General features: G+C 67.4%; 22 protein-coding genes. 6 read left to right on the forward strand and 16 right to left on the reverse strand.

The features are described from left to right. Positions 1-32: 32 nt before the first annotated feature. Positions 33-812, reverse strand: a complete 780-nt coding sequence (locus ACT4ML_RS06840; RefSeq protein WP_138245942.1) for a DUF7839 domain-containing protein — start codon at positions 810-812, stop codon at positions 33-35. A 168-nt stretch (positions 813-980) separates the two neighbouring features. Between ACT4ML_RS06840 and artA the strand changes: the two genes are divergently transcribed. Then, on the forward strand, positions 981-2,060 hold the full coding sequence (artA, locus tag ACT4ML_RS06845; protein ID WP_444720185.1) for an archaeosortase A: 1,080 nt from the start codon (positions 981-983) through the stop codon (positions 2,058-2,060). After that, positions 2,057-2,776 carry a metallophosphoesterase gene (locus ACT4ML_RS06850; RefSeq protein ID WP_444720186.1) on the forward strand — a complete coding sequence of 240 codons (720 nt, stop codon included), beginning with the start codon at positions 2,057-2,059 and terminating at the stop codon, positions 2,774-2,776. Before artA ends, ACT4ML_RS06850 begins: the two co-directional genes overlap by 4 nt. Before the next feature lie 46 nt (positions 2,777-2,822). Here the strand turns inward: ACT4ML_RS06850 and ACT4ML_RS06855 are convergent, their stop codons facing one another. The 15 genes from ACT4ML_RS06855 to ACT4ML_RS06925 form a co-directional block, all read right to left on the reverse strand. Further along, positions 2,823-3,044, reverse strand: coding sequence for a hypothetical protein (locus ACT4ML_RS06855; RefSeq protein ID WP_444720187.1), 222 nt, complete (start codon positions 3,042-3,044; stop codon positions 2,823-2,825). Between the two features lie 156 nt (positions 3,045-3,200). Then, a complete protein-coding gene (locus ACT4ML_RS06860) occupies positions 3,201-4,511 on the reverse strand; it encodes an FAD-dependent oxidoreductase (protein WP_444720188.1) in 1,311 nt (436 codons plus the stop codon). A 177-nt stretch (positions 4,512-4,688) separates the two neighbouring features. Next, a complete protein-coding gene (locus ACT4ML_RS06865) occupies positions 4,689-4,826 on the reverse strand; it encodes a transporter (protein ID WP_444720189.1) in 138 nt (45 codons plus the stop codon). A gap of 253 nt (positions 4,827-5,079) precedes the next feature. Continuing rightward, positions 5,080-5,796 carry an ABC transporter ATP-binding protein gene (locus tag ACT4ML_RS06870; protein WP_444720190.1) on the reverse strand — a complete coding sequence of 239 codons (717 nt, stop codon included), beginning with the start codon at positions 5,794-5,796 and terminating at the stop codon, positions 5,080-5,082. Continuing rightward, positions 5,793-6,524 (reverse strand): ABC transporter ATP-binding protein, encoded by a 732-nt coding sequence (locus ACT4ML_RS06875; protein WP_444720191.1) that lies wholly within the window; start codon positions 6,522-6,524, stop codon positions 5,793-5,795. Before ACT4ML_RS06875 ends, ACT4ML_RS06870 begins: the two co-directional genes overlap by 4 nt. After that, positions 6,521-7,678, reverse strand: coding sequence for a branched-chain amino acid ABC transporter permease (locus tag ACT4ML_RS06880; protein WP_444720192.1), 1,158 nt, complete (start codon positions 7,676-7,678; stop codon positions 6,521-6,523). Before ACT4ML_RS06880 ends, ACT4ML_RS06875 begins: the two co-directional genes overlap by 4 nt. Continuing rightward, positions 7,671-8,543 (reverse strand): branched-chain amino acid ABC transporter permease, encoded by an 873-nt coding sequence (locus tag ACT4ML_RS06885; RefSeq protein ID WP_444720193.1) that lies wholly within the window; start codon positions 8,541-8,543, stop codon positions 7,671-7,673. Before ACT4ML_RS06885 ends, ACT4ML_RS06880 begins: the two co-directional genes overlap by 8 nt. Positions 8,544-8,546: 3 nt before the next feature. Then, a complete protein-coding gene (locus tag ACT4ML_RS06890; protein ID WP_444720606.1) occupies positions 8,547-9,788 on the reverse strand; it encodes an ABC transporter substrate-binding protein in 1,242 nt (413 codons plus the stop codon). 255 nt (positions 9,789-10,043) lie between these two features. After that, complete coding sequence (locus ACT4ML_RS06895; RefSeq protein WP_444720194.1) at positions 10,044-11,009, reverse strand: MBL fold metallo-hydrolase; 966 nt, start codon at positions 11,007-11,009, stop codon at positions 10,044-10,046. Between the two features lie 166 nt (positions 11,010-11,175). Continuing rightward, entirely contained in the window at positions 11,176-12,672 is a 1,497-nt protein-coding gene (gene gatB / locus ACT4ML_RS06900; RefSeq protein WP_444720195.1) for an Asp-tRNA(Asn)/Glu-tRNA(Gln) amidotransferase subunit GatB, read from the reverse strand. Between the two features lie 127 nt (positions 12,673-12,799). Next, positions 12,800-13,261, reverse strand: a complete 462-nt coding sequence (locus ACT4ML_RS06905; RefSeq protein ID WP_444720196.1) for a hypothetical protein — start codon at positions 13,259-13,261, stop codon at positions 12,800-12,802. A gap of 86 nt (positions 13,262-13,347) precedes the next feature. Then, the gene (locus ACT4ML_RS06910) at positions 13,348-14,319 is read right to left on the reverse strand and encodes a WD40/YVTN/BNR-like repeat-containing protein (protein WP_444720197.1); all 972 of its coding nucleotides are present in this window, start codon (positions 14,317-14,319) and stop codon (positions 13,348-13,350) included. Continuing rightward, positions 14,316-15,755 (reverse strand): hypothetical protein, encoded by a 1,440-nt coding sequence (locus ACT4ML_RS06915; protein ID WP_444720198.1) that lies wholly within the window; start codon positions 15,753-15,755, stop codon positions 14,316-14,318. Before ACT4ML_RS06915 ends, ACT4ML_RS06910 begins: the two co-directional genes overlap by 4 nt. Positions 15,756-15,785: 30 nt before the next feature. Further along, positions 15,786-16,799: a TIGR00341 family protein gene (locus ACT4ML_RS06920; RefSeq protein ID WP_138245927.1), complete on the reverse strand. Its 1,014-nt coding sequence runs from the start codon at positions 16,797-16,799 to the stop codon at positions 15,786-15,788. A 50-nt stretch (positions 16,800-16,849) separates the two neighbouring features. Then, positions 16,850-17,416: a hypothetical protein gene (locus ACT4ML_RS06925; protein ID WP_444720199.1), complete on the reverse strand. Its 567-nt coding sequence runs from the start codon at positions 17,414-17,416 to the stop codon at positions 16,850-16,852. A 209-nt stretch (positions 17,417-17,625) separates the two neighbouring features. Here ACT4ML_RS06925 and ACT4ML_RS06930 point away from each other — a divergent pair, with 209 nt between their 5' ends. The 4 genes from ACT4ML_RS06930 to ACT4ML_RS06945 all read left to right on the forward strand — a co-directional run bounded on the left by ACT4ML_RS06930 (position 17,626) and on the right by ACT4ML_RS06945 (position 22,833). Continuing rightward, on the forward strand, positions 17,626-18,069 hold the full coding sequence (locus tag ACT4ML_RS06930; RefSeq protein ID WP_444720200.1) for a hypothetical protein: 444 nt from the start codon (positions 17,626-17,628) through the stop codon (positions 18,067-18,069). A 240-nt stretch (positions 18,070-18,309) separates the two neighbouring features. Beyond that, complete coding sequence (locus ACT4ML_RS06935) at positions 18,310-19,809, forward strand: permease (protein WP_444720201.1); 1,500 nt, start codon at positions 18,310-18,312, stop codon at positions 19,807-19,809. 103 nt (positions 19,810-19,912) lie between these two features. Further along, positions 19,913-21,277: a transporter gene (locus tag ACT4ML_RS06940; RefSeq protein ID WP_444720202.1), complete on the forward strand. Its 1,365-nt coding sequence runs from the start codon at positions 19,913-19,915 to the stop codon at positions 21,275-21,277. Then, on the forward strand, positions 21,274-22,833 hold the full coding sequence (locus ACT4ML_RS06945; RefSeq protein ID WP_444720203.1) for a cytochrome c oxidase subunit I: 1,560 nt from the start codon (positions 21,274-21,276) through the stop codon (positions 22,831-22,833). Before ACT4ML_RS06940 ends, ACT4ML_RS06945 begins: the two co-directional genes overlap by 4 nt. The last annotated feature ends 230 nt before the right edge of the window (positions 22,834-23,063 follow it).

A 23,063-nucleotide genomic window follows, 5' to 3' on the forward strand; every position in this document is an offset into this window, starting at 1 on the left:
GAGCAGTGAGTATACGCCGACGAGACCGGTGGTTATCCCTCGAGTACTTCGTAGGAGACGTCTGCGTCCCGAAGCGCGTCGGTGACCCGGCCGACGGCGTCGGTCGTGGCGACGGCGGTCACCTCGAGGCCGTGATTTGCGGCGTCGGCCGCGACGTCGCCGACGGCGAAGGTGACGTCGGGATCGGTGCCGGCCTGCCGACAGGCGACGACGGCTTCGACGCCGGCGGCGACGACGACGTCGGCCTCGTCGCAGGCCTCGGTGACGGTTTCGTCGTCGATCGCACGGCTCCCGCCGGTTCGGATCGAGGGGACCTGCAGGACGGTGACGGATCCTGGATCGAGTTCCATGACACCCTCGAAGCTGGTGACGCCGACGTCGGTGCCGGCCGCGGCGTCGGTGGTCGCGATACCGGTCGCGGGACCCTCGCTGCCCGGCGCGGCGTGGAGGAGGCCGTCTTCGACCGACAGCGAGACGGTCTCGCCTTCCTCGATATCCTCGGTCGCGATATAGGCGTCCTCGCTCATCGCGCCCAGCACGTCCCCGGTGACGTGGTCCGCGAACCGCCGGACGTCGTCCGCGGCCCGAAAGAGCCAGTCGACGCCCTCGCGGGTGACGCGATAGCGCGATCGGCCTTCCTTCTCGACGAGACCGTCGTCGACGAGTTCGCGGATGTACTCGCTGACGGCCTGACTCGTCACGCCGACTTCCCCGGCGATCTCCCCCTGGCTGACCGCGGGCTGGCGCTCGGCGATCTGGACGAGGATCCGAAATCGCGTCGCGGCCCGCTTGTTGTCGAGGACGTCGACCATATGGCTAGCCTTTTCGAGAGCGTTGCAAAAAGGTACGCGGTCGCGCTCCGTCCGGCCGCCGAATGCGCGACTGTCGGCCGCCGAATCGGCGATACTTCCCTCTCAGAATCGGCGATAGTCTCGAGGCGTCAAGTTGATAGCGGGAGAGTTCGTCGGATTCACGTGAGTATGCCGGCCCTACCAGCGACGACCGCGATTCCCGACGCAGTCGTCGACGTCGCGGCGGGACCCGCGACGCCTCTCTTCGCGAGTATCGGCTCGATCACCCTGTCGGACGCGCTCGCGTGGCTCGCGATCGGCGCGTTCGTAACCGCGATGGTCCTCGAGTGGCTCGATGCTGTCGATCCGGCGCGGTACCTCGCTGCGGGCGCGTGGGTCGTCTTCGGCGTCTTCTGGGTCACGCTCACCCCCCACTACTATCTCGAGGTCAAGAGCCCGATCGAGACCCTGTTAACGATAGCGGCGCTGCCGCTGTGTGTCTATACCGGGTATCTGCTCTTTCAGGGCCGCGAGTCGCTCCTGTTGCTTTCGAAAGCGGTCGCGATCATGGGGCTGATCTACCTGCCGGTCGAGACGATTCCGGTCGTTCGCACGTGGCTGATCGAGACGACCGCGTCCCAGACCCACTTCGGGATGGAACTGCTCGGTCACAGTCCCGGGCTTACGGAGGGGAGCAACGGCTACGTGAGCAAGTTCGACTTCGATCCGAACGAGACGGTGACCGGCCGGACCACCTACATCATCACAGCCTGTACCGGTATCGGGAGCATGGCCATCTTCGGCGGCCTCATCGCCGCCGTCAAAGCGCCGCTCGAGCGGAAGGCGACCGCCTTCGCGCTCGCGATCGGCGTCATCTGGTTCCTCAACCTCGTCCGGAACGTCTTCATCGGGCTCGCCTCGCCGTGGGGCTGGTTCCAGCAGGACGCCCTCGTCTACGTCGTCACGGAGTTCATGGGTGCCCCCGCCGACCGCACGTCCTACATCGTCGCCCACAACTTCATCGCCCAATCGCTGTCGATCGTCGCCCTGCTGGGGATCACCTACCTCGTCGTCCGCATTCTCCCCGAAGTCCTCGAGCCCCTCGAGGACGTGCTCTACATCCTGACGGGCACCGAGTACGACCTCGCGGACGCGCTCGGACAGGAACTGCGCGCCGACGGCGGGGCGACGACGGCGGCGTCCGGGACGGAGCCGGCGTCCGAGACAGCGATGACGGACGCCGAGTCCGACACCGAACCGGAGCGATGACCGCACCCGATGTCGATATCGACGTTCCGTTTTCCGTCCGCGATCGCGCGGTCTTCCTGCCCGCAGCCGAGACGCTCGTCCTCACCGATGTCCACCTCGGCAAAGCGGCCGCCTCGAGCGTCGACGCGCCGATCGACGACGGAAGCGATAGCCTCGAGCGGCTCCGGGACCTCCTCGCGGAAACGACCCCGGAAACCGTCGTCGTCGCCGGCGATCTGTTGCACTCGTTTTCGCGGGTTCCCCGCGGCGTGGCGCGCGATCTGGATCGCCTTACAGAAATCGTCGAGCGGGCCGATGCCGAACTGATCGTCACGCCCGGCAACCACGACCCGATGCTCGCGGATGCGTTCGACGGCGAGACGACCGCCGAGTACGCGGTCGCCGACGGGGAGACGGTGGTCTGTCACGGCCACGAGCGCCCCGACACGGCCGCCGACCGCTATATCGTCGGTCACGATCACCCGGCGCTATCGATCGAGGGGCGCAAACGCCCGTGTTTCCTCTACGGACCCGAACGGTACGAGGGTGCGGACGTGCTCGTGCTCCCGGCGTTTACCCGCCTCGCCGCCGGGGCGACGGTCAACGGGATGTCCGGCCGGGACTTCCAGACGCCGCTCGTCCGCACCCCCGACGCCTTCTATCCCGCGGTCAGGGACGCCTCGAGCGGCGAGACGCTTTGGTTCCCGCCGCTGGGGCAGTGTCGGCGGCTGCTGTGAGCCGCGATTGGTCCGTACCGATCGGCGGCGGCCTCCGAAATCGGAATCAGGGACCGCGGCTTCCGAGGGCCGACCGCCCGGCTACGAGAGCCAGCGCGCCGACTCGAAGGTCGGCCGCGTCGCGGTACATGAACAGGTCCCTGAAGAAGTCGCTGAACGTGATCAGGATCAGCGCGGCGATGATAATCAGGGTGAGAAAGGTAAAGAAGATGATCGCCGCCTGCCGCCCGGTCAACGCTGTCCCCTCGAGGAGTTCGTCCAGAGCCATGGCTGTGCTGTCTCCGTGTCTCCAGAAGGGGGCTCGCGGCGCTTAATAGTTCTCCGCTACTCGCGGGACTGTCACGGGATCGAAGGAGTCTGACCGCCGCGTAGCCATCAGTCGATCCGATCGAACGGGGACGACTCGAGTCCGACTCCGCCCGGATTATCGCGACAGATCGTCGATCACGGCTTTCGCCGCGTCCCGTCCGCTCTCCATCGCGCCCTGAATCGACGACCATTGCGTGTAGTCGCCGGCCAGATAGACGGGACCCGCGGGGTCGCGAGCGTCGGGCAGCCGGTCGCGGAACCCCGGCGGCTGCTCGAACTGCGCGAACGGCACGCGCTCGGTGTGGACCGCCTCGAGCGCGTCGAACTCCCGGTCGGGATACCACGACTCGAGGGCCGCTCGCGTCCGATCGGCCAAGGCGTCGTCGCTCTCGTCGGGGACGCCGAGATAGGTCGCGCTGAGTAGGGCCATCCCGTCGGGGGCGTACTCGGGCGCGACCGCGCTGTGGGGCACGACGTGATTCGGCCCCCGATCGGTCGCGTTCAACAGGAGCCGCCGCCCGGTCTCGAGGTCGATATCGTCCGGTAGCGCGTAGTACTGGGTGACACAGCCCCGCGCGTCGGTGGGGATCGACTCGACGCCGGTGAGGTTGCGAGCGGTCGGCGGATCGGTCGCGACGACGACCGCGTCGGCCGCGACGGTCCCCTCGTCGGTCTCGACGGTGACGGAGCCGTCGGTGTCGGGGCGTTCCCTGCTCGAGTCGCCGCCGTTCGCCGCGACTGACTCGACGCCGACTCCCGTCCTGATCGTGCCGCCGGCCTCGCGAACGCGGGCGGCGAGCTGGGCCGGAATCGCGCCCATGCCGGCGGCCGGAACCGCCGTCTCGCCCGCCGCGAGAGTGCGGAACGTGTACTCGAAGACGTGTCTCGAGGTCGAGAGCGATCGATCGAGCGTGATCCCGCCGTAGAACGGTGCGACGAAGCCCTCGATGAACGCGTCCGAAAAGCCGCGGTCGCGGAGGAATGCGTCGATTCGTCCGTCCTCGCCGGCGAACAGTTCGTTCGGGTCGGTCTGGCGAAGCTCCCACCAGAGCCGGGCGACCCGGAGCGCGTCGCCGGCAGAGAGGAACGAGTTCGACAGCGTTTTTGCGATCGTCCCGGGCTCCCGGAGCGGGTCCGCGAGCACCGATCGGCCGTCGGGTCCCGCGATGGTTGCTCCCGGCGCGAACCGGCGCAACTCGAGCGCCTCGAGATCGAGTTCCCGCTTCACTGCGGGATAGGCGGTAAAGAGGACCTGAAAACCGCGATCGAACCGGTAGCCGTCGCGCTCGAGGGTCCGAACGCGGCCGCCGACCCGCTCTCTGCGCTCGAGCAGCGCCACGTCCGCGCCGCCGGCGACGAGATGGCGCGCGGCGACCAGTCCGGCCAGTCCGCCGCCGGCGACGAGTACCCGCGGAGTCGTCTGCATAGGTGACCGTCGGCCAGCGGCGAATAAAATCGTCGGCCCACTAATGCAGGTGTGTTCGACTACTGATAGCTGTGTGAAATCTCTGAACGGCAGTGCATACCCGATCGCATCATCGTCCGACCGCTCGAGCCGGCTCCGAGAACGGTCGGACAGCGACTGGTGATCGCCGCGGCGGCCTCACTTCCCCGCGACCAACCGGAGTATGATGCCGACGAGGATCACGACGACCCCGCCGAGCGCGCTCGCGATCGGCGGAATCGGGAAGACCAGCATCACGATGCCGGCGACGATGACGATCGTCGAGAGTTTGACCATACGGTAGCGTCGACGGGACGACACGTAGGTGGCCGGCAAGCATTTACAGGACCGTCGCTCCCGATCCGGGTACCACGGCGTGGCCGACGGGCTCCGGATCGGTACGCACTCGCCTCACCGCCCGTCGTCGCCGACCCGACCGAAAAATGGAGTCCGCGGCGAATCGGTTCTTCATACGGTCTGCTGTAAGTCATTGCCGGCGCAACCCCAGAGCGGTCGGGGTTGCGCCGGTACATCGTTACAGCAACCCGTCTCAGTGAACGCCGACGTACGCCTCGCGGACGTACTCGTTGTCGTGGAACTCCGCGGACGTTCCCGATAGTTCGATCTCGCCGGTTTCGATCAGCGAGAGTCGGTCGGCGTGGCGCAGCGCGAACGTCGAGTTCTGCTCGGCGAGCAGGATCGTCAGCCCCTGCTCGGAGAGCCGCTCGAGCGCGTCGCTGATATCTTGGATGATGACCGGCGCGAGCCCGAGCGTGGGTTCGTCGAGCATCAACACGTCGGGATCGCTCATGAGTGCGCGGCCGACGGCGAGCATCTGCTGTTCGCCGCCGCTCATGGTTTCGGCCTCCTGCTCGCGGCGTTCGTCCAGCCGCGGGAACAGTTCGTAGACCATCGCGAGGTCGTCCTGGACCGCATCCCGGTCGTCGCGGAACTGCGCGCCCATCAGCAGGTTCTCGTGGACCGAGAAGTACGGGAACAGGTCCCGGTCCTCGGTACAGTAGATCAGGCCGTCCCTGACGATCTGTTGGGGGCTCACGCGAGCGAGGTCCGCGCCGTCGTAGCGGATCGTCCCCTCGTACTCGACGAACCCGGCGATGGCGTTGAGCATGGTCGTCTTGCCGGCCCCGTTGGGCCCGATCACGCCGTAGATTTCGCCCTGATCGATCGACAGCGAGACGCCCTTCAGTGCGTGTGACTTGCCGTAGTAGACGTTGAGGTCGTCGACCTCGAGTATCGGATCTGTCATTCGATTCCCTCCCCGGCGAGGTATGCCTCTTGAACGCGTTCGTTCTCGGCGATCTCTTCGGGAGTACCCGCCGCGAGGAAGTCGCCGTTGTTGAGCACGACGACCCGATCGACGAGTTCCATCAGGCCGCCCATGTTGTGGTCGACGACGACCATCGTCATGCCGTTCTCGCGGAAGCGTTCGATCTGGTCGGACAGTTCCGAGATCTCGGCCTGATTCATCCCGGCGAATGGCTCGTCCAGCAGCATCATATCCGGCTCGGTCGCCAGCGCCTTGGCGATCTCGAGTCGACGGACGTCCGCGTGGGGCAGTTCGCCCGGCATCTCCTCCAGTTTGTCCTCGATGTCGATGCGGGCGGCGTACTCGTAGATCTCCTCGTCGCTCGCGCCGCCGTGGAGCGAGCGGATGCTGTTCGGCAGCGTGAACAGCTTGATGTTGCCGGCGACGGAGTAGAGATCGATCGGATTGGACTCCTGTGAGACCCGCGAGAGCCCCCTGTTGACGATCTCGTGCGTCGAATCGGCGGTGATGTCGTCGCCGTTGAACCGAATCGACCCCTCGGTCACGTCGTAGATACCCATGATGCAGTTGAACACCGTCGACTTGCCCGATCCGTTCGGTCCGATCAGGCCGACGATTTCGCCTTCCTCGACGTCCAGCGAGAAGTCGTCGACGGCGACCAGTCCGCCGAACCGTTTGGTGAGTCCGTCGACCTCGAGGACGCTCATTCGGACTCACCTCGAACGGCACCGAGGCGGTGCCAGATCATCCTGAACAGTCCGTCCCGCGCGAACACGAGCACGAGCAAGACCAGTCCCCACAGGAACAGATACCGGACCGGCGTCGAGTAGCTGTGGAAGAGCTGGTGATTGAGGAACTCGAAGAGGAACGCGCCGCCGAGCGGTCCCAGGATCGAGCTCATGCCGCCGATGACGGCCATCGCGATCATCTCGATACTGTTGTCGACGATGACGAAGGTCTCCGGGTCGACGTTACCCGTAAAGCCGACCAAGAGCACCCCGCCGATCCCCATCGGGATCGAACTGAGCGCGAACGACCAGATCTTGAACTTCGTCGGGTTGATCCCGGCGGCCGACACCGCCGATTCGTTCTCGCGGATCGCGACCAGGATCATGCCGAGGTTCGACCGGGCCATGAACGTCAGCCCGAGCGCGATGAGCAGCATCGGGATGGCCATGTAGTAGTACCGCATGACCGGATCCCACGTGAAGACGTCCGGCTGTCCGAACCCGGGGATGCCGCCCAGCGAACTGAACGCCGTCGTCAGCCGATAGAACAGGAGTACGGCGACGAAGGTGATCAGCGAGAAGTACGGGCCCTCGAGTCGGAGCGTCGGCAGCGCGATCAGCAGCCCGATCACGAGCGCCGCGAGGACCGACACCGAGGCCGTGACCCAGATCGACAGCCCCGGATCGACGTGGACGAGCAGGAGCGCCGTCGTGTAGCCGGCCGCCCCCGACAACACGGAGTGGCCGAAGCTGATGTAGCCGGTGTAACCGCTCTGGATGTCCCAGCTCATCGCGAAGATGGCCCAGATGCTGGCGAGCGCGAGCGTCCGCAGGAGGCCGCCGCCGACCAGCGGACCGACCATCGGCGCCCACACGCCCGCGGTCAGGAGGGCCACGACGCTGACGAGTATCAGCGCGAACTGCAGCCCCGTCATCGTGCCGAAATACGGTCCGAGCGACCGGTTGTAGACGTTCGCGACGGGCTCGAGTGCTCGATCGATCGGCGCGAGGAGTCGCTCGAGCGCCTGACCGATCGGTAACAGGACCTCTCGTCGTACCGTGCCGGCGACGTTGCCGAGTCGTCTCGTCACCGTCGCGAGTACCGTTCCGAGGAGTAGGATCGTACTAATCATGGGCGAACTCCCTCCCGTAGAGTCCCTGTGGCATGTACAACAGGAAGACCACGAGCACGACCAGCGAGAGGATGCCCCTGAATCCGTGCCCGATGAAGGTGACCGTAAACTGTTCGAGGAATCCGATGACGTAGGCCGCGATGACGGATCCCTTGATCGAGCCGATGCCGCCGATGACGACGATGATAAACGCCAGCGCCAGCGGATTGAGCCACATGAGCGGCGTCGCACCGCCGGTCGAGCCGAGGATGACGCCGGCGGTTCCGGCCAGCGCCCCGGCGATGAGCCACGTCTTCGACCGGACCGCGTGGAGATCGACGCCGGTCAACTGGGCCCCGCGTTCGCTCATCGAGGCCGCGAGGACCGATCGCCCGTCGTCGGTGTGGGTGATGTAGTACCACAGCAGCCCGATCGCGAGCCACGAGATGACGAAGCCGACGAACTGGACGTAGCGAGTCCGCGCGTTGATCCCGTAGGGCTCGAGGTTCACGGCGCCGCTTATCAGCGTCATCCCGATCGGCGAACTGCCGAACTGGTAGAGGACGAACTCCGTCGTCGCGATCGCGACGACGACGGTGGCCAGAAACGTGATGACGACGTTCTCCTCGACCCACCGGACGAGCACCTGATAGAGCCCCCACGAGAGGAGGGCGATCACGGCGATCGTCACGGGGAACGCGACGGCGGCGTGGATCTCTCGAGAGAGGAGCGCGAAGACGTAGGCACCGCCCATGATCAGCGCCCCGTGGGCGAGGTTCAGCGTCCCGCCGACGCCGAAGATCATGGTGAACCCGATGGCGATCAGCGCGTAGACGGCGCTGATCATCGTCCCCTGCAACACCAGTGTCCCGATATCTCCGAGCATTGCTCACTGCATCCAGGGCGGCATCTGATGCTCGGCCGTGCGGTGCTGTTCGGGGTAGACGCACTCGAGTTCCGTTTCCGACACCCACTGGGTCACCGGGTAGTTCGTAACCGTGCCGTCGTCGCCGCGTTCCTCCTGTACGTCGTGGGGGTAGTCGGCGTCTTCCCCGTAGAAACTGACCTGCCCGGCGACGCCGGTGAAGTCGACGCCGAGCATCTCGTCGACGAAGTCGTCGAGATTGTCCCGCGTGTTCGTCGTTCCGATCCCGTCGACGACTTCCTTGAAGACCGAGATGCCGTCGTACGTGTTGAATCCCATGTACATCGGCGCCCGGATCGGCGGCTCCGCTTCGTCCTGATAGCGGCTCGCGTAGTCGGAGACGAACGACTCCGTTCGCTCCGTGATGGGGGCGACGCCCGCGGCGCCGGACTGGGAGGTCGTCTCGTAGGTCGCAGCGCCGCTGTAGGCCTCGTTGTACGACGGGAGCATCCCGGATACGTGGACGCCCTCGATGCCGAACTCGTACTGGCCCTCGTGCCAGCGCGTGAGCATGTCGCCGCCGTCGATGTGTGCGAAAAACCGCAAGACGAAGTCCGCGTCCGAGTCGTTGATATCGCTCATGACCGGGCTGAAATCGGTCCCCTCGATCGACAGGGCGTCCTCGTAGACGAGATCGAGTCCGCGCTCCGAGAGCAGGTCCGGGATCTGATCGCCGAACGGTGTCGTCCACTCGGCCTGATCGCGAAGGAACGCGACCCGGCTCCAGTCGTGTCGGTCGTTGAGATAGGTGCAGTAATCGGCGATCGACTCCGCCTGGAAATCGGAGTTGATCGGGCCGACGCGGAAGATGTTCTTGTACTCCTCGTAGTCCGATCCGACGGAATCCGTGATCAGGCTCGGCGCGGCCGAGCCGGTGATCATGAACGGGACGTCGAACTCCGCGGTGAGGTCTAAAATCGACTGCGTGGTCTCGGAGTTGAACGTCCCGATGAGCAGGTTCACGTTCTCCTGCTGGATGAGTTCCTCCGTCACGTTCTGGGCTTCGGCCGGGTCCGTTCGCGTGTCTCTGGTGATGAGTTCCGCTTCCTCACCGTTGAACCCGCCGTCCTCGTTGAGTTCCTCGACGGCCATCTCCGCGGTTCGTGTGGAGCCGATGCCGAGCGGGTTGTCGGTCGGCGCGAGGTGGCCGATCGTGAGTCCGTCGTCGCCACCGCCGCCGAGACAGCCGGCCAGCGTCGTCGTCAGGGCACCGGCACTAGCCGCACCCAGAAACGTCCGGCGTCCCACGCCCCCCTTACCAGATCTATCCATTCCGAGAGTATTGTTATCTTCGTTAGGCATTATGAGTCACTGAGTTACCGATTCTCACACTCTTCTTTCGAACCCTCGTTAATAAAGATGAGGGTAGTTACCAAGGAACTTGTGAACGAGACACGTGTTCAGAGTTGCCGATGGCGGAGGCTACGAAGCGATACTCCCTCTCTCGAAACTACCGACCGATCAGAACAGGTCGTCGAGCGACACCGATTCGTCCAGCGATCGGTACTCGCCGTTTTCGAACGCAACGACCCCCTCGTGCCGGAGATGGTCGAGATGGGCGAACGCCTCCCCCGGCCCGTGAACGATGTGAATCCCCTCGAGGTCGCCGAATAGGTGGGCGCTAATCGTCCACGCGTCGGCCGGGCCGCGGTCGTCCAGCAACTCGAGGATCGTTTCGGTCCGCTCGCGGTGGTGCTCGAGGATCGTCAGCGCGCGGTCGGTCGGCTCGTCGATGGGGTCACGGTGCCCGGGCCAGACCCGCTCGTAGTCGCGGTCGGCGATCCGCCGCAAGGTCGCGACGTATTTCTCGAGCGGACGCTCGACCCGGGCGTCCGCGCCGCCGACGTTCGGCGTGTACACTGGGAGGACGGCATCGCCGACGAAGGCCTCGTCGCCGCCCGCCGTCTCGAAACAGCAGAGCCCGGCCGCGTGCCCCGGCGCGTGGATCGTCTCGAGGGTTCGGCCGCCGACCTCGAGTATCTCCCCGTCTTCGATCGGCGTCGGCTCGGCCGGTGGACCATCGATTTCGGCCGACTCGAGAAAGTCGAGCAGTTCCGCTCGCGCGTCCTCGGGGACGCCCCACTCCTCGAGGCGTTCTCGGCGGCGGTCCTCGACGGCGGCGACCGCGTCCGGGTCCTGTGCGACCAGCGGGGCGTCGGCCTCGTGGACGTAGACGGTCGCGTCGCTTTCGGCCTGAATCTCGCCCGCCAGTCCGGCGTGATCGACGTGGAAGTGAGTGAGGACGATGTCGTCGACGTCGGCGAAATCGTAGCCGCGTTCAGCGAGGCCGTCGCGGAGATCCCGCCGAACCGGATCGGTGGCGATGCCGGTGTCGACCAGCGCGAGTTCGCCCGCGTCGTCGTCAGCGAACACGTACGCGTTGTTTCGGCCCTCGAACTCCTCGTTGCCGAGCGTAATGCGGTCCATGCCGGCTAGGAACATATCGATAGTTCATAATTCACGCGGTCGCGGAAGGGGACGTGTACCGGATTGGTACGGAAACGACTCCGGTGATAGTCGCGACTCGGAGCACGTCAGGCCGACAAGACCCGCAAGCTCGGTTGTGGAGGTGAGAAAACGTCGAACGCGCCGGTTAGTCCTCGAGTTCGGCCCGCAGCAGCTGGTTCACGTCGCCCGGGTCCGCGCTGCCGCCAGTCTTTTGCATGACCTGCCCGACGAGGAAGTTGATCGCGCCGTCGTCGCCGCTCTCGTAGTCGCCGACGGCGTCGGGGTTCTCGTCGATCGCTTCGACGACGGCCTGCTGGACCTCGTCTTCGCCGGTCTTGCCCAGTCCTTCCTCCGCGACGACCTCGTCGGGCGTTCGGCCGTCGTCGAGCATCGATCGCAGGACCGTTTCCCGGGCGTTTTTCGCCGTGATTTCGTCCTCGGCGACGAGTTCGACGAGTCGCTTGATCTCCTCGAGTCGGCCCTCGATCTCGGTGATCTCAATGTCGCGGTAGTTGAGTTCGCCCAGCAGGTTGTCCGCGACCCACGTCGCGGCCAGATCGGGGTCGAACTCGCCGGCAACGTCCTCGTAGAAGTCCGCGACCTGCTTGGTCGAGGTGAGCTTCGAGGCCGCCTCCTCGCTCAGGCCGTATTCGTCTCGGAACCGCTCGCGGCGAGCGGAGGGGAGTTCCGGGATCGCGATTTCGTCTTTCCAGCCCGAGACCCGCAGCGGCGGCAGGTCTGCCTCCTCGAAGTACCGGTAGTCCTTCTCCTCCTCTTTCGAGCGCATCGAGACCGTGATCCCGCGGGACTCGTCCCAGTGGCGGGTCTCCTGTTCGACCGCGCGTCCGCGCTGGATCGCGTTCTTCTGGCGGGTCTCCTCGTAGGCCAAGGCCTTCTCGGCGCCCTTGTGACTCGAGATGTTCTTGACCTCGGTACGGTTGGCCGACTCGAGTGCGTCCATTCCGATCTCGTCGGTGTCGTCGCCGTCGATCTCCTCCTCGGGGATGATCGAGAGGTTGGCGTCGATCCGCAGGCTGCCGTCCCGTTCGGCGTCGAAGACGCTCAGGTATTCGAGCACCTCCTCGAGTTCCGCGAGGAACGCTCGGACCTCGCTCGGACTGCGGAAGTCGGGGGCCGTGACGATCTCCATCAGCGGCGTGCCCGCGCGGTTGTAGTCGACGAGGGTGTAGTCGGCCGAATCGATGCCGCCACCGCCGCCGACGTGTTGCAGGCTGCCCGGGTCCTCCTCCAGGTGGGCGCGCTCGATCGCGACCGTGCGGCGGTTCCCCTCGACGGACACCTCGAGTTCGCCGTCGGCACAGATCGGTTCGTCGTACTGGGTGATCTGGAAGTTCTTGGGCAGGTCGGGGTAGTAGTAGTTCTTCCGGTGGAACCGGGTCTCCTCGGGAATGTCGGCGTCGATCGCCTTCCCGATCTTGACGGCGGCCTCGACGGCGGCCTCGTTGAGGACCGGCAACGCACCCGGCAGGCCGAGACAGACCGGGCAGACGTTGTCGTTGGGTTCGTCACTCGGCTCGGTCGAACAGCCACAGAAGATCTTCGTGTCGGTCTCCAGCTGGACGTGGACCTCGAGTCCGATGACGGTCACGAGGTCGCCCTGCTGGGCGGTCTGGGCAGTCATTGCGCCTCGATTCGGGCTGGTGGGGGTAAAGCGTAACGGGACGGAGCCGACGGCGTCCCCGCCGTCCCAGCGCGACCGTCCCCGGACCGATCGCTCGTCGCGATCGCAGCGCGGTGCGAACGGCCGTTCAGAACCACCCGGAACTGCCCGAACACCGATTCTGCGTGAATTCGATGTACCGGTCGTCGCTCTCCGGTTCGGTTCTGACTTCGACGTAGAGGTCGTCGGACTCGTCGCCGTCCGGACAGTCCGGATAGTACTGATACGTCGCCCTCGTCGCGGGCAAGTCCTGGAGATCGGCCCTGACGACGTATCTCTCGTTCTCGAACGAATCCGGCTCGCGGTGTTCATACGCGGCGTCGCCGTCCGGCGGCGCCTCGAGTTCGTATCGCTCTCGCAACTCGACCGCCTCGGAGTACCTGTCGGCGTCCGCGCGGAGCAGTTCGACGGTCATCGCGTGCGGTTCCGAATCGAAGTTCAACGCGATCAGCGAAAGGCGGGACGAGTCGGAGAGGAGGCCGGTACAGCCGGAGATTGCGGTGACGCCCGCACCGCAACCGAGAGCGAGGGCGTCTCTTCGTGAGACCATCGTTCGAACGTGACGGAGAGACACAAGTAATCACTGATGGAACGAGCGGGGATGCGAGTCGGCGACGGTCCCGGGACCGACGGCCGTCAGTACCGCCGTTCGAATATCGTTCCGGACTCACCGACGACCAGTTGCGGCGACCGGGCGGTGGCGAGCGCGACCGACCGCAGTTCGTTCCCCGGCCGGAGGTCGGCGAGTTCGGCCCAGCCGTCGAAGCCGCGCTCGTAGATCACTCCCGCAGACGAGACCGCCAGCGCGGTGTCGCGGTCCCGGGCGAGCGCCGCGATCGGCTGCTCGCCCAGCGTCGTTCGCGACCAGTCGACGCCGTTGTAGGTGGAGACGACGCCGTTGCCGCCGGCGACCGAGACGCGACCGCTGTCCGTCGCCGCGACCGTCGCGAAGTCGACTCCCGCGCCCTCGAGCCCGATGCGGCTCCACGAGACGCCGCCGTCTCGAGACTCGAAGACGCCGCCGTCGGTGTCGACCACGTAGCCGTACGCCAGCGGCGTGAGGTCGATGTCGGTCACGCTCGAGCCGGACCCGGGTTTGATCACGTCGCTCCAGTCGACGGTCGCGCCGTCGCGCCGGCCCCGGAGGAGTTCGCCGGAGCTGTTGATGGCCGTGAGCCGCTCGTCGCCGGCCAGTCCGGCGGCGGCGACCGCCGTCCACGAGGTCGTCTTCTCCTTCGGTGCGGAGAAGTCCACGGCGCGGTCGGCGACGACGTCGTAGTAGCCGAGCGCGCCGCTGTCGCCGGCGACCCACATCGCTCGTCCGTTGCTCGTGACCGCCGCGGAGCGCAAGCCGTCGCCCGCACCGCCGAGCCCGCGCTCGAGGCGGACGGTCCAGTCGCCGCCGTCGCGGGCGAGGACGATCCCGTCCTCGCCGACGGCGTAGGCCCCGTCGGCGGTCGTCACGACGGCTTCCAGCGCCGCGTCGGTGGGCGGGTCGGCGGCGACCCACTCGCTGTCGGTGTCGGCACAGCCCGCGATCGACAGCGATCCGACCGCCGTCCCGACCGCTGCGAGGACGGCGCGCCGGGACTGGTGACGCCCGGTCACCGATCGCCCTCGCTCGACCGGTCGTCGGCGTCGGCCGCTCGAGTCGTCGCCGTCACCTCGCCGGGCTGGGTCGCGCCGCGGGCGTCGTACGACCGGTGGAACTCGCCCGGCGGCGTGAACGCGCCCGGCGCGGAGGTCCGCTTGAGGATGGCCGAGATGCGGACGACGTACGCGAACAGCACCGCGAGCGGACTGAACGCGACCGCGAGCGCGAGGCTCACGAGCACGAGCAGCCACCCCTCGAATGCGACCGGCGGGTAGCCGCTCGCGTAGATCATGATGACCAGCGATGAGAGCAGGATCGCGGCGGTGCCGCTGTAGGTGATCAGCCGCGACAGCCGCGCGAGTTCGCGCTGGAGGTAGATCGTCGTGAAGTACTGCCGCGTCGCGTCCGCAGTGACGAACAGTTCGCGGAGTTCCTCGAGCAGCGACGCGGCCCGGCCCGACAGTTCCTCGTCGAACCGGTGACCGAGCCGCTGCGCCTCGTTTGCGGCACCGGCGTAGTCGTGGTCGATCGTCGGTAACACGACGGCGAAGACCGACTCGGTCTCGCCGGTGAGCCGCGCGGAGAGGTCTCGGGTGTGCTCGCGCGTTCGCGACGCGAAGCGACAGATCGACTCGAGGGCCGAGATTGGCGTGTCGTCGGCGTCGCTGACGCGGCTGCGCTCGCCGCCGTCGGTCGGCCGATGGTCGTCCCCGCACTCGGTCGCGAGTTCGTCGGCGCGACTGCCGAGCGTCCCGGCGAGGCGGGCGAGAAACGGGGCGGGATCGGTGGGACTGACACCGTCGCCCTCCGTCTGTGTCTCGACGCGACTGCGGAACGCCTGGACGCCGTCGATCCGCTCGGTGAGCCGATCGGGCGTGCCGAACAGCCGCGAGATGATCAGCTGGTTGACCGCGACGACGATCGGGATGAACGAGAACAGCCCCGCGATCATCGTACTGAACATCGTCGTGACGAACCGGCTCTCCCGGACGCCGATGACGTCGCTAACCCCGAGGACGAGCGCGACGGCGAAGACGCCGGCGACGAACCAGCCGACGATCACCCGCCGATCGCCCTCGAGCAGGAGCCACCGGCGGCCCCGCCGTCGCGACGGCGTGTCGGTGACGTACCGCGAGCCGATCCGGACGCCGGTCCAGAGGAGCCGCCCGCCGACCACCAGCGCGGCGGCCGTCAGTCGGAGCGCGTAGCCGACGAGGGAGACGCCGAGCGAGGACTCGTCCCCGCCGTCGCGGTCGTCGCGAGTATCGTGGTCGTCGCGGTCATGGCCGTCGCTGTCGTAGTCGTCTCGGTCGTCGCGGTCGGAGTCGCCGTCATCGCTCGAGCGGCCGGTTCCGCGGACCGCCTCGGAATCGGCGGTGTTGCCCGCCGCGGGTGGCGGAGACGAATCGGGTGCGCGTTCGGAATCTGGGTGTGACGGATCGTCAGTCATGGGTCGGAGATGCGGCGGTATCGGGACGGTTCAGAGGCCGTCGGAGACGACCTCGAGGAGTCGAATCGCGACCAGTAGCAAGGCCGTCAGCAGGACGACTCGCCGGAGGATGGCCCCTCGGGTCGTCCGGATGCGCGAGCGGTCCGAGGGGTGGAAGCCGACGGTCCAGAGGGTCGCGATCGCGCCGACGTTGATCGCGATGACGTTGACCGCGACGACGACGAGCGAGCCGAGGACGGCCGCGGGTTCTGTCCAGGCGACGCCGACGCCGACGACGCCGATCGGCGGCATGATCGCGGCCGCGATCATCACTCCGATGAGGTCCGTGATCCCGGTCGTCGCCATCCCGAGCCCCGCGGCGATGCCCGAACAGACCGCGACGGTCACGAGCAGCGACGGCGGCAGGCCGTGGCTGCCGAGCCCCAGACTCGCCTGCAGGTCGACCGCGGCCGTGATGACCGCGGAGGTCCGCGCGAACGCCGCGAACGCGAGGGCGCTCGCCATCGCGACGCCGATGCCGACGAGCTGGAGCTTGACCCCGCGGACGAACAACTGGCGCTCGTCGAGCACCGTCGCGGCGCTCGAGGCCATCGCCGGCCCGAGCAGGGGTGCGATCACCATCGCGCCGACCAGGACCGCAAGCGAGTTCAGCAGGACGCCGGTGGTGGCGACGACGCCGCTGATCGCCGTCATCGCGGCGAAGATGACGAGCGAGGGCAACTGCGATTGGGCCTTCGATCGCAGTTCGCTCCGCGAGATGCGTTCGAACGAGAGCCACTCGCGTCGCTTCGCGGGCGGCGACTCGTCCCAGCCGCTCCCGACGATCGCCATCGGTTCTTCGACGACGATGGAGACGTCGTCGCCGACCGTCGCCAGATCGTCCTCCAACGGCTCGATCGCGTGGGCGGGCGCGGGGACGGTGATCGTCCGGCTCTCGCCGTCGGTGTGGTCGGTGAGACTGTACTCGAGGTCGTGGTGCTCGACGATCGCCGTGACCTCGTCTGTACTCGACTGCGAGGTGGTAAGCACGGTCAGGAGTCGCATATTCGTCGTTCCCGTGGCGAGGGTGGACCGGCGATACCCGTCGCGGTCGATCACAGTAGCGTGAGTGCATCGGTATCTGGGGTCGGATCGTCGGGGAACGTTCGCGCGAACAGCGAGCAGACGGTGTCACGGATCGTCTCGAGTCGATCGGCACGCGTCCCGTGACACGACCCGCCACAGCGGCCGATCGGCCCGTCGGGGCCCTCGACGTACGTTAGCCGACCGCTGCAGTCCGGACATCGCGGTTCGGCGTGGGCGCTCATCCAGTCCACGTCGAACCCGTCGCGGGCGAGCCGTTCGGCCAGCGCGTACCAGACGATGACATCGCGCCCTTGGCGACCCGCCGCCGCCCGCTTGAGTCGGGCGAGCGAGAGCGCGGCGCGACAGTAGAGTTCGTCGTCCGCGTCGGCGTGCCGGCGGTGACACCGCCGGAAGTGGGTCGCGAGCGCACGCCTCGAGGAGCGCCGTTCCCCTGTCGTGAGCGGGGCGTCGAGGGACGCGTTCGGCGAGAGGTCGTCGGACTGGGGAACGCGTTCCGGACGGCCGCGTTCGTCGTAGTGGACCTCTCGCGAGAGAGATGCACCGCTGGTCGGACAGAATGCGTGTTCACCGATCATGTGTTTGCGGTCGATCGGACCGTCAGAGCGGTCCGACCGGGGTATCCCGGCTAGCGGTGCCAGTGCCATAAACAGACACAATACTGAGAGTGTTTAGAATAAAGATACGGACCCATAGGACACGCTAGACGCCTATTTCAGTTATTTTGTGTACTAATATTATGTATCTAGACAGCTTATCAGTGGGTGGTTCGAACGGCGGATGCGTCATGTCACGTGGTGATCTCACAGCGATCGACCCGACCGACCGTGCGCCGTGGTACTGGTACGTCCTGATCGGCTATCCCGCCCTGAGCCTCCTCGGAATCGTCTCGCTCGCTCGCCTCACCGGCGGCGGCTCGGTGGTGGCCTCGAGTCTGGGGAGCGTCGCCCTCCTGATCGTCGTCACCGCGACGGGCGCCGTGACGCTGCCCGCGATCTGGCGCGACGTCGAATACGTCGCGAGCGAGACCGATTCGTGGGCCCCCGACCGCAAGATCTACGTCGGAGCGGCGGTCGCCGCACCCCTTCTCCTCGGCGTGCTCTCCGGGCTGGCGGCCGGGTTCGGAATCGCGATCGCGATCGCGATCGTCGCGTTTCTGCTCTCGACCGTGGCGGTCTGTATCGCCTACCTCTACAACCGTCACCGAGCGATCGGCCTGTTGAACCGCTGAAACAGCCCCGGGAGTGGGCTCGCGAACGAATCGACACCGACACGTCGCACATCCGATTTATATCTTCTAGGTTTCGTCCATTTTTATAGGGCACAATCCATTGGTTATTGGTGTTGGAAAGCCCGGACGACGCGCCTCGGCGCGGATGACCTCCTGGCTCGACGGCACAGCCGCTGCTGTCCGATCGCAGCCTCGATCGAACGCCCTCGCTTCTGGCGGGCCGCCTCGCTTTCATCCACCATGCTCTCAGCGTTACATCCGATCATCGACGCGTCAGACCTCGCGCTCGCACAGGGACGACCGCTCGCCTCACTGGCACTGACGGTGATCGAGCACGGACGGCGTCCCCCGTTCGTCGGGCGGTTGGCCGGCCCCGGAATGGTCGCCCCGAACGACGGCGGACTCGACCTCGCCGCACGGCTCGTCGGGCTGCTCGGCGCGTTCCTGCTGGCTCTCGTCGACGGCACGATCATCGCGTTCAAGATGGGCTGGGAGACGTGGTGGGCGCTCGTGTTCGGCTTCACGCTCTCCGGCGCGATCCAGGAGTTCCTCTCCGAGGACCGGATCACTGACTACCTCGGCGACGACAGCTGGCGAGCCGTCGCCTACGGCTCGTTCTTCGGCGCGTCGTCCTCGAGTTGCTCGTTCTCGGCGGTCTCGATGACCCGGTCGCTGTTCACGAAGGGCGCGTCGGCCGCGGCCAGTCTGGGGGCGTTCCAGTTCGCGAGTACGGATCTCGTACTGGAACTCGCCTTGGTCGTTCTGCTCCTGCTGGGCTGGCAGTTCGCCCTCGCCGAGATCGTCGGCGGCCTCGTGGCGATCGTCGTCCTCGCGATCGTCTACCGTCGGTTCGTCCCCGAGGCGTGGATCGAACGCGCACGAGAGCACGCCCGGACACTCGAGGAGACCGAGTGTGCTACCTGTGGCATGCGTGCGGATCCGGCCGACGAGGACACGATCGTGCGGGAGGTCGATGGCGAACGGCGGTACTTCTGCTGTGAGGGCTGTCGGGGCGCGTACGATCCGGCGACTGACCGGGAGGCGGTCACTGCCGGCCCCGAACTCTTCTCGGGCGACCGCTGGCGGGCGGCGGCCGCGAACACGATCCGCGAGTGGGACATGCTCTGGCGGGACATCCTGCTGGGCTTTCTCATCGCCGGCCTGCTGGCCGCGCTGGTGCCGAACGCTTGGTGGACAGCCGTCTTCGGCGTCGGTGCCGAGGGCAGCGCCGTTCGGCTCGTCTCGAACGTCGTTCTGGGTGCCGTCGTCGGCGTCGTCACATTCCTCTGTTCGGTCGGGAACATCCCCTTCGGGGTCGTTCTCTGGCAGAACGGCGTCTCCTTCGGCGGCGTCCTCGCGTTCATCTTCGCGGACCTGCTGATCCTCCCGCTGGTTCAGGCCTATCGCCGCTACTACGGGATCCGGATGGCTGCCGTGATTTTCGTCGCGTTCTTCCTCGCAGCAGTGACTGCCGGTCTCGCAGTCCACCTGCTGTTCGGCGGCCTCGGGCTCATCCCGCCCGTGAGCGCAGCCGGCGGCACCGTCCCCGGGACGTACACGGCCGTCCTCAACGTCGTCACCATCCCGGTCCTCGCGGTACAGGTCTACGTCGCCCTCGAGCCAGATCGGCGCGTCCGTATCGGTAACCGACTCGCACCCCACGTCGCCGGCGTCATCTACTACGCCTACAAGACCCTCGAGCGGATCGCCTACGCGCTCGAGGATCGCGGGCTGAAGTGACGCTGACCGTTCCGCGACCGATCCCGCCGCGTCGACGCCGCCGCAGCCGTCGCTGACCGTCGCCGCGAGACGGCCGCGACCCCATTCCCCTGTTCCAGTACCCATGACTCAACACTCGATAGACCCCGTCGAACGGAGCGATCCGGTCCGACTCGTCTGCCTCGCGACCCTCGTGTCGACCCACGGTCTGGTTCGCCTGGCCGAACGCTACCTCCCCGAGTTCCTGTCCGCGCTCGGCTACGGGCCGATCGTCGTCGGCTCGCTGGTGACCCTCGGCCTCGGGATCGCCGTCGCCGCGACCGAGTACTCGAGCGGACCGATCGGCGGCGATTCGACGCCGCTCGAGGCGAGGGCGGTCGCGGTGCTGTCGGCGCTGATCGCCGCGGTCGGCCTGCTGGCGTGGGCGGGGTCGCCGGCGCTCGATACGCTGTTGGGAACGCCGCTCTCGGCGCTCGGCTGGCTCGCGATCGGCGTCGCGCTCCTGCAGGCGTGGCACGTTCGGGGGCCTGCACGCGGTTTCTGGCCGGTCGACACCCGGGTGACGAGTTCGCCGTCGACGGCGGCCGACGAAGACCGCGACTGCTCCCCGACTCGAGCCGTCGGCTCCGATCGGCGAACGCCGGTCGTCCTCGGCGCGCTCGGCGTCGTCGCCGCAGCGACGTTCGCGACGACGGCCGTCGCGAGCGCCGATACCGTCCGGACCGGCTTCGCGCTCGTCGCAGCGACCGGCGCTGCGGTCGCTGTCGTCGGCGCGGTCGCACTCGGCACGGTCGGCGACCGATCGCCGCTCTCCGGCGGCGGAGCGGCGAGCGATGACCGAGCGGGTGGTGCGACGAGCGAGGCCGACCCGTCGATCGCGGTCGTTCGGAGCGCCGTCTCGCGGTTGCCCGACCGCCGCCGGTGGGCCGTTATCGGCGACGCGGTCGTCCGGGTCGCGATCGCCGGAATCTCGCCGTTTCTGATCCTGCTGGTCGTCGACTACCGGCCGATCGCCCTCTCGGTCGGCGGCCTCTCGCTCGCGCCGGCCGCCGTCTTCGGGCTGTTCGTCCTCGTCGAAGCCGCCGGCGCGACCCTCGGCGCGGTCGCGTTCCCCGCGCTCGCTTCGCGCGTCGATCGCCGAGCGCTCCTCGCCGTCGGCCTCGCGGCGCTCTCGCTGCTCCCGATGGCGCTCGTTGCGGCACCGGCCAACGCCGCTGTCGTCGCCGCCCTCTTCGGCCTGCTCGGCTGTCGCACCGCCATCGAGCCGCTCCGGCCGACCGTCGGCTCGAGCGCTCGAGCGAGCCCGGTTCCCGGCCCGCGGCTCCCCGGCGAAATCCGGACGGCGGTCCGGGTCGCCGTCGTTCCCGCGCCGCTGCTCGGCGGACTCCTGTACGCGATCGATCCCGTCGTGGCCTTCACCGTCGCGACGACGGTCGGTCTGCTCGGCGTGCGCGAACTGGGACGCGCGTTCACCTCCGATCGACGATGACGCCGTCCACGTCGAGACGAGCGCTCGAGGGAGCGAACGGCTCGCTGGCGGGGCTCTCGAACGTCGGTCATCGACGGCTCGCTCGGTGGCACCTCGGATTCGCGCTGGCGATGGGGCTGTGGGGCGGACTCGACGCCCTGTTACTCCGAACGGCGCTCGTCGCGCCGACGCTGGACCGCTGGACGGCAGAGACCTACAACGCCTTCTTCACGACTCACGGGCTGACGATGCTGTTCCTGTTCGCGCTGCCGGCGATCTGGGGGTTCGCGTACGCCGCCGTCCCCCTGCTGATCGAGGCCGACGGGACCGCGTTCCCGCTGCTCGGCGCTTGGGCGTTCTGGCTGCAGGTCCCGGCGGCGCTGGCGATTCGATCGGGCACTATCGGCGGGATTCTCGGGATCGCGGGGCTCGAGCCGGTCGCGAGCGGGTGGACGCTGTATCCGCCGCTGAGTCTTCTCTCGTCGAACCCCGCGGTCGACGCCGTCCTCGTCGGGCTCGCGCTCGTCGCCGTCGGGACCGCGGCGACGGCGGCGAACCTCGTCGTCACGGTCCTGCGGCGGCGCGAGATCCGGTGGCTCGACATCGACACGTTCACGTGGACGGTGCTGACGGCCGCCGCGATGGCGCTGGTCGCGTTCCCGGTGCTGGCCGCGACGGTCGCCCTGCTGCTTGCCGATCGGTCGCTGGGGACCGGGTTCCTCGTCGGCGGTGGCGGGCCGCTGGGCTGGCAACGCCTGTTCTGGTTCTTCGCCCACCCGCTGGTGTACGTGCTGGTCCTGCCGCCGATGGGGATCGCGAGCCACGTCCTCCCGCGGTTCGCCGGGCGGCGACTGTTCGGCCGCCGGTCGTCGGTCTACTCGACGCTCGCGATCGGCGTCGTCTCGTTTACCGTCTGGGGCCACCACCTGTTCGTGACCGGGATGAGCCCGTCGATTCGGACGGTCTTCATGCTCACCACGCTGGCGGTGGCCGTCCCGAGTTCCGCGAAGCTCTGTACGTGGCTCGTCACCCTGTGGGGCGGCTCGATCCGGGACACCGCGCCCATGCTCGCGGTGCTTTCCGCCGTCGGCTTCTTCGTCGTCGGCGGCGTCACCGGCGTCTTCCTCGCCGCCGTCCCGATTAACGTCCGCTACACCGGCACCTACTACGTCGTCGCGCACTTCCACCTGCTACTTGCCGGGTTCGTCGGGCTCGCGCTCGTCGCCGGCGCGTACTACTGGTTCCCCCTGCTCACCGACCGTCGGCTCGAGCCGGGGCTGGCCCGCCTGCACGGCTGGCTCACGATCGTCGGGGTCGCCGTGACCTTCGGCGCGCTCTTGCTCGTCGGGCTCGCACAGCTCCCCCGACGCGTCGCAACCTATCCGGCGGCCTACGCGCCGCTGCAGCAACTCGCGACCGTCGGAGCGTACGTCATCGCCGCCGGTCAACTCGTGTTTCTCGCGAATCTCGGTCGATCGCTGTGGGTCGGCGAACCGGCCTCCGACGATCCATGGGACCTCGAGAGCGGCCCCACTCACACGCGCGAATGGCGGTCGAGTCCCCGCGATCGCGACTGAACGACCGACGTGCGATCGCGGGGACTCGCCGCCCGCGCGGTTTGCGGTCCGGCGGCCGGCGCTCACGGTCGTCTCGACCGCTACCCGTTCCCTGCCGAACCGATAGCAGTCCGTCCACAGACGTATCGACACCAGACTGTTCAGTCGCATCGCCGGCCGACGACCGCAGTTGCGCGCTGTCCGCCCACCTTCCCGCCAGTCCAGAGTCTATCCATGTCAACCACTGTCAG

The organism is Natrinema sp. LN54, assembly GCF_052439245.1.
Classification (GTDB): domain Archaea; phylum Halobacteriota; class Halobacteria; order Halobacteriales; family Natrialbaceae; genus Natrinema; species Natrinema versiforme_A.

Bases quoted from the DNA above. Each gene is read 5' to 3' on its own strand.
- ACT4ML_RS06940 (WP_444720202.1), top strand. From the start codon at position 19,913: ATGACTCAACACTCGATAGACCCCGTCGAACGGAGCGATCCGGTCCGA.
- ACT4ML_RS06865 (WP_444720189.1), bottom strand. From the start codon at position 4,826: ATGGTCAAACTCTCGACGATCGTCATCGTCGCCGGCATCGTGATGCTG.
- ACT4ML_RS06880 (WP_444720192.1), bottom strand. From the start codon at position 7,678: ATGATTAGTACGATCCTACTCCTCGGAACGGTACTCGCGACGGTGACG.
- ACT4ML_RS06945 (WP_444720203.1), top strand. From the start codon at position 21,274: ATGACGCCGTCCACGTCGAGACGAGCGCTCGAGGGAGCGAACGGCTCG.
- artA (WP_444720185.1), top strand. From the start codon at position 981: ATGCCGGCCCTACCAGCGACGACCGCGATTCCCGACGCAGTCGTCGAC.
- ACT4ML_RS06920 (WP_138245927.1), bottom strand. From the start codon at position 16,799: ATGCGACTCCTGACCGTGCTTACCACCTCGCAGTCGAGTACAGACGAG.
- ACT4ML_RS06935 (WP_444720201.1), top strand. From the start codon at position 18,310: ATGCTCTCAGCGTTACATCCGATCATCGACGCGTCAGACCTCGCGCTC.
- gatB (WP_444720195.1), bottom strand. From the start codon at position 12,672: ATGACTGCCCAGACCGCCCAGCAGGGCGACCTCGTGACCGTCATCGGA.
- ACT4ML_RS06870 (WP_444720190.1), bottom strand. From the start codon at position 5,796: ATGACAGATCCGATACTCGAGGTCGACGACCTCAACGTCTACTACGGC.
- ACT4ML_RS06885 (WP_444720193.1), bottom strand. From the start codon at position 8,543: ATGCTCGGAGATATCGGGACACTGGTGTTGCAGGGGACGATGATCAGC.
- ACT4ML_RS06850 (WP_444720186.1), top strand. From the start codon at position 2,057: ATGACCGCACCCGATGTCGATATCGACGTTCCGTTTTCCGTCCGCGAT.
- ACT4ML_RS06875 (WP_444720191.1), bottom strand. From the start codon at position 6,524: ATGAGCGTCCTCGAGGTCGACGGACTCACCAAACGGTTCGGCGGACTG.
- ACT4ML_RS06930 (WP_444720200.1), top strand. From the start codon at position 17,626: ATGTCACGTGGTGATCTCACAGCGATCGACCCGACCGACCGTGCGCCG.
- ACT4ML_RS06925 (WP_444720199.1), bottom strand. From the start codon at position 17,416: ATGATCGGTGAACACGCATTCTGTCCGACCAGCGGTGCATCTCTCTCG.
- ACT4ML_RS06915 (WP_444720198.1), bottom strand. From the start codon at position 15,755: ATGACTGACGATCCGTCACACCCAGATTCCGAACGCGCACCCGATTCG.
- ACT4ML_RS06840 (WP_138245942.1), bottom strand. From the start codon at position 812: ATGGTCGACGTCCTCGACAACAAGCGGGCCGCGACGCGATTTCGGATC.
- ACT4ML_RS06905 (WP_444720196.1), bottom strand. From the start codon at position 13,261: ATGGTCTCACGAAGAGACGCCCTCGCTCTCGGTTGCGGTGCGGGCGTC.
- ACT4ML_RS06895 (WP_444720194.1), bottom strand. From the start codon at position 11,009: ATGGACCGCATTACGCTCGGCAACGAGGAGTTCGAGGGCCGAAACAAC.
- ACT4ML_RS06855 (WP_444720187.1), bottom strand. From the start codon at position 3,044: ATGGCTCTGGACGAACTCCTCGAGGGGACAGCGTTGACCGGGCGGCAG.
- ACT4ML_RS06860 (WP_444720188.1), bottom strand. From the start codon at position 4,511: ATGCAGACGACTCCGCGGGTACTCGTCGCCGGCGGCGGACTGGCCGGA.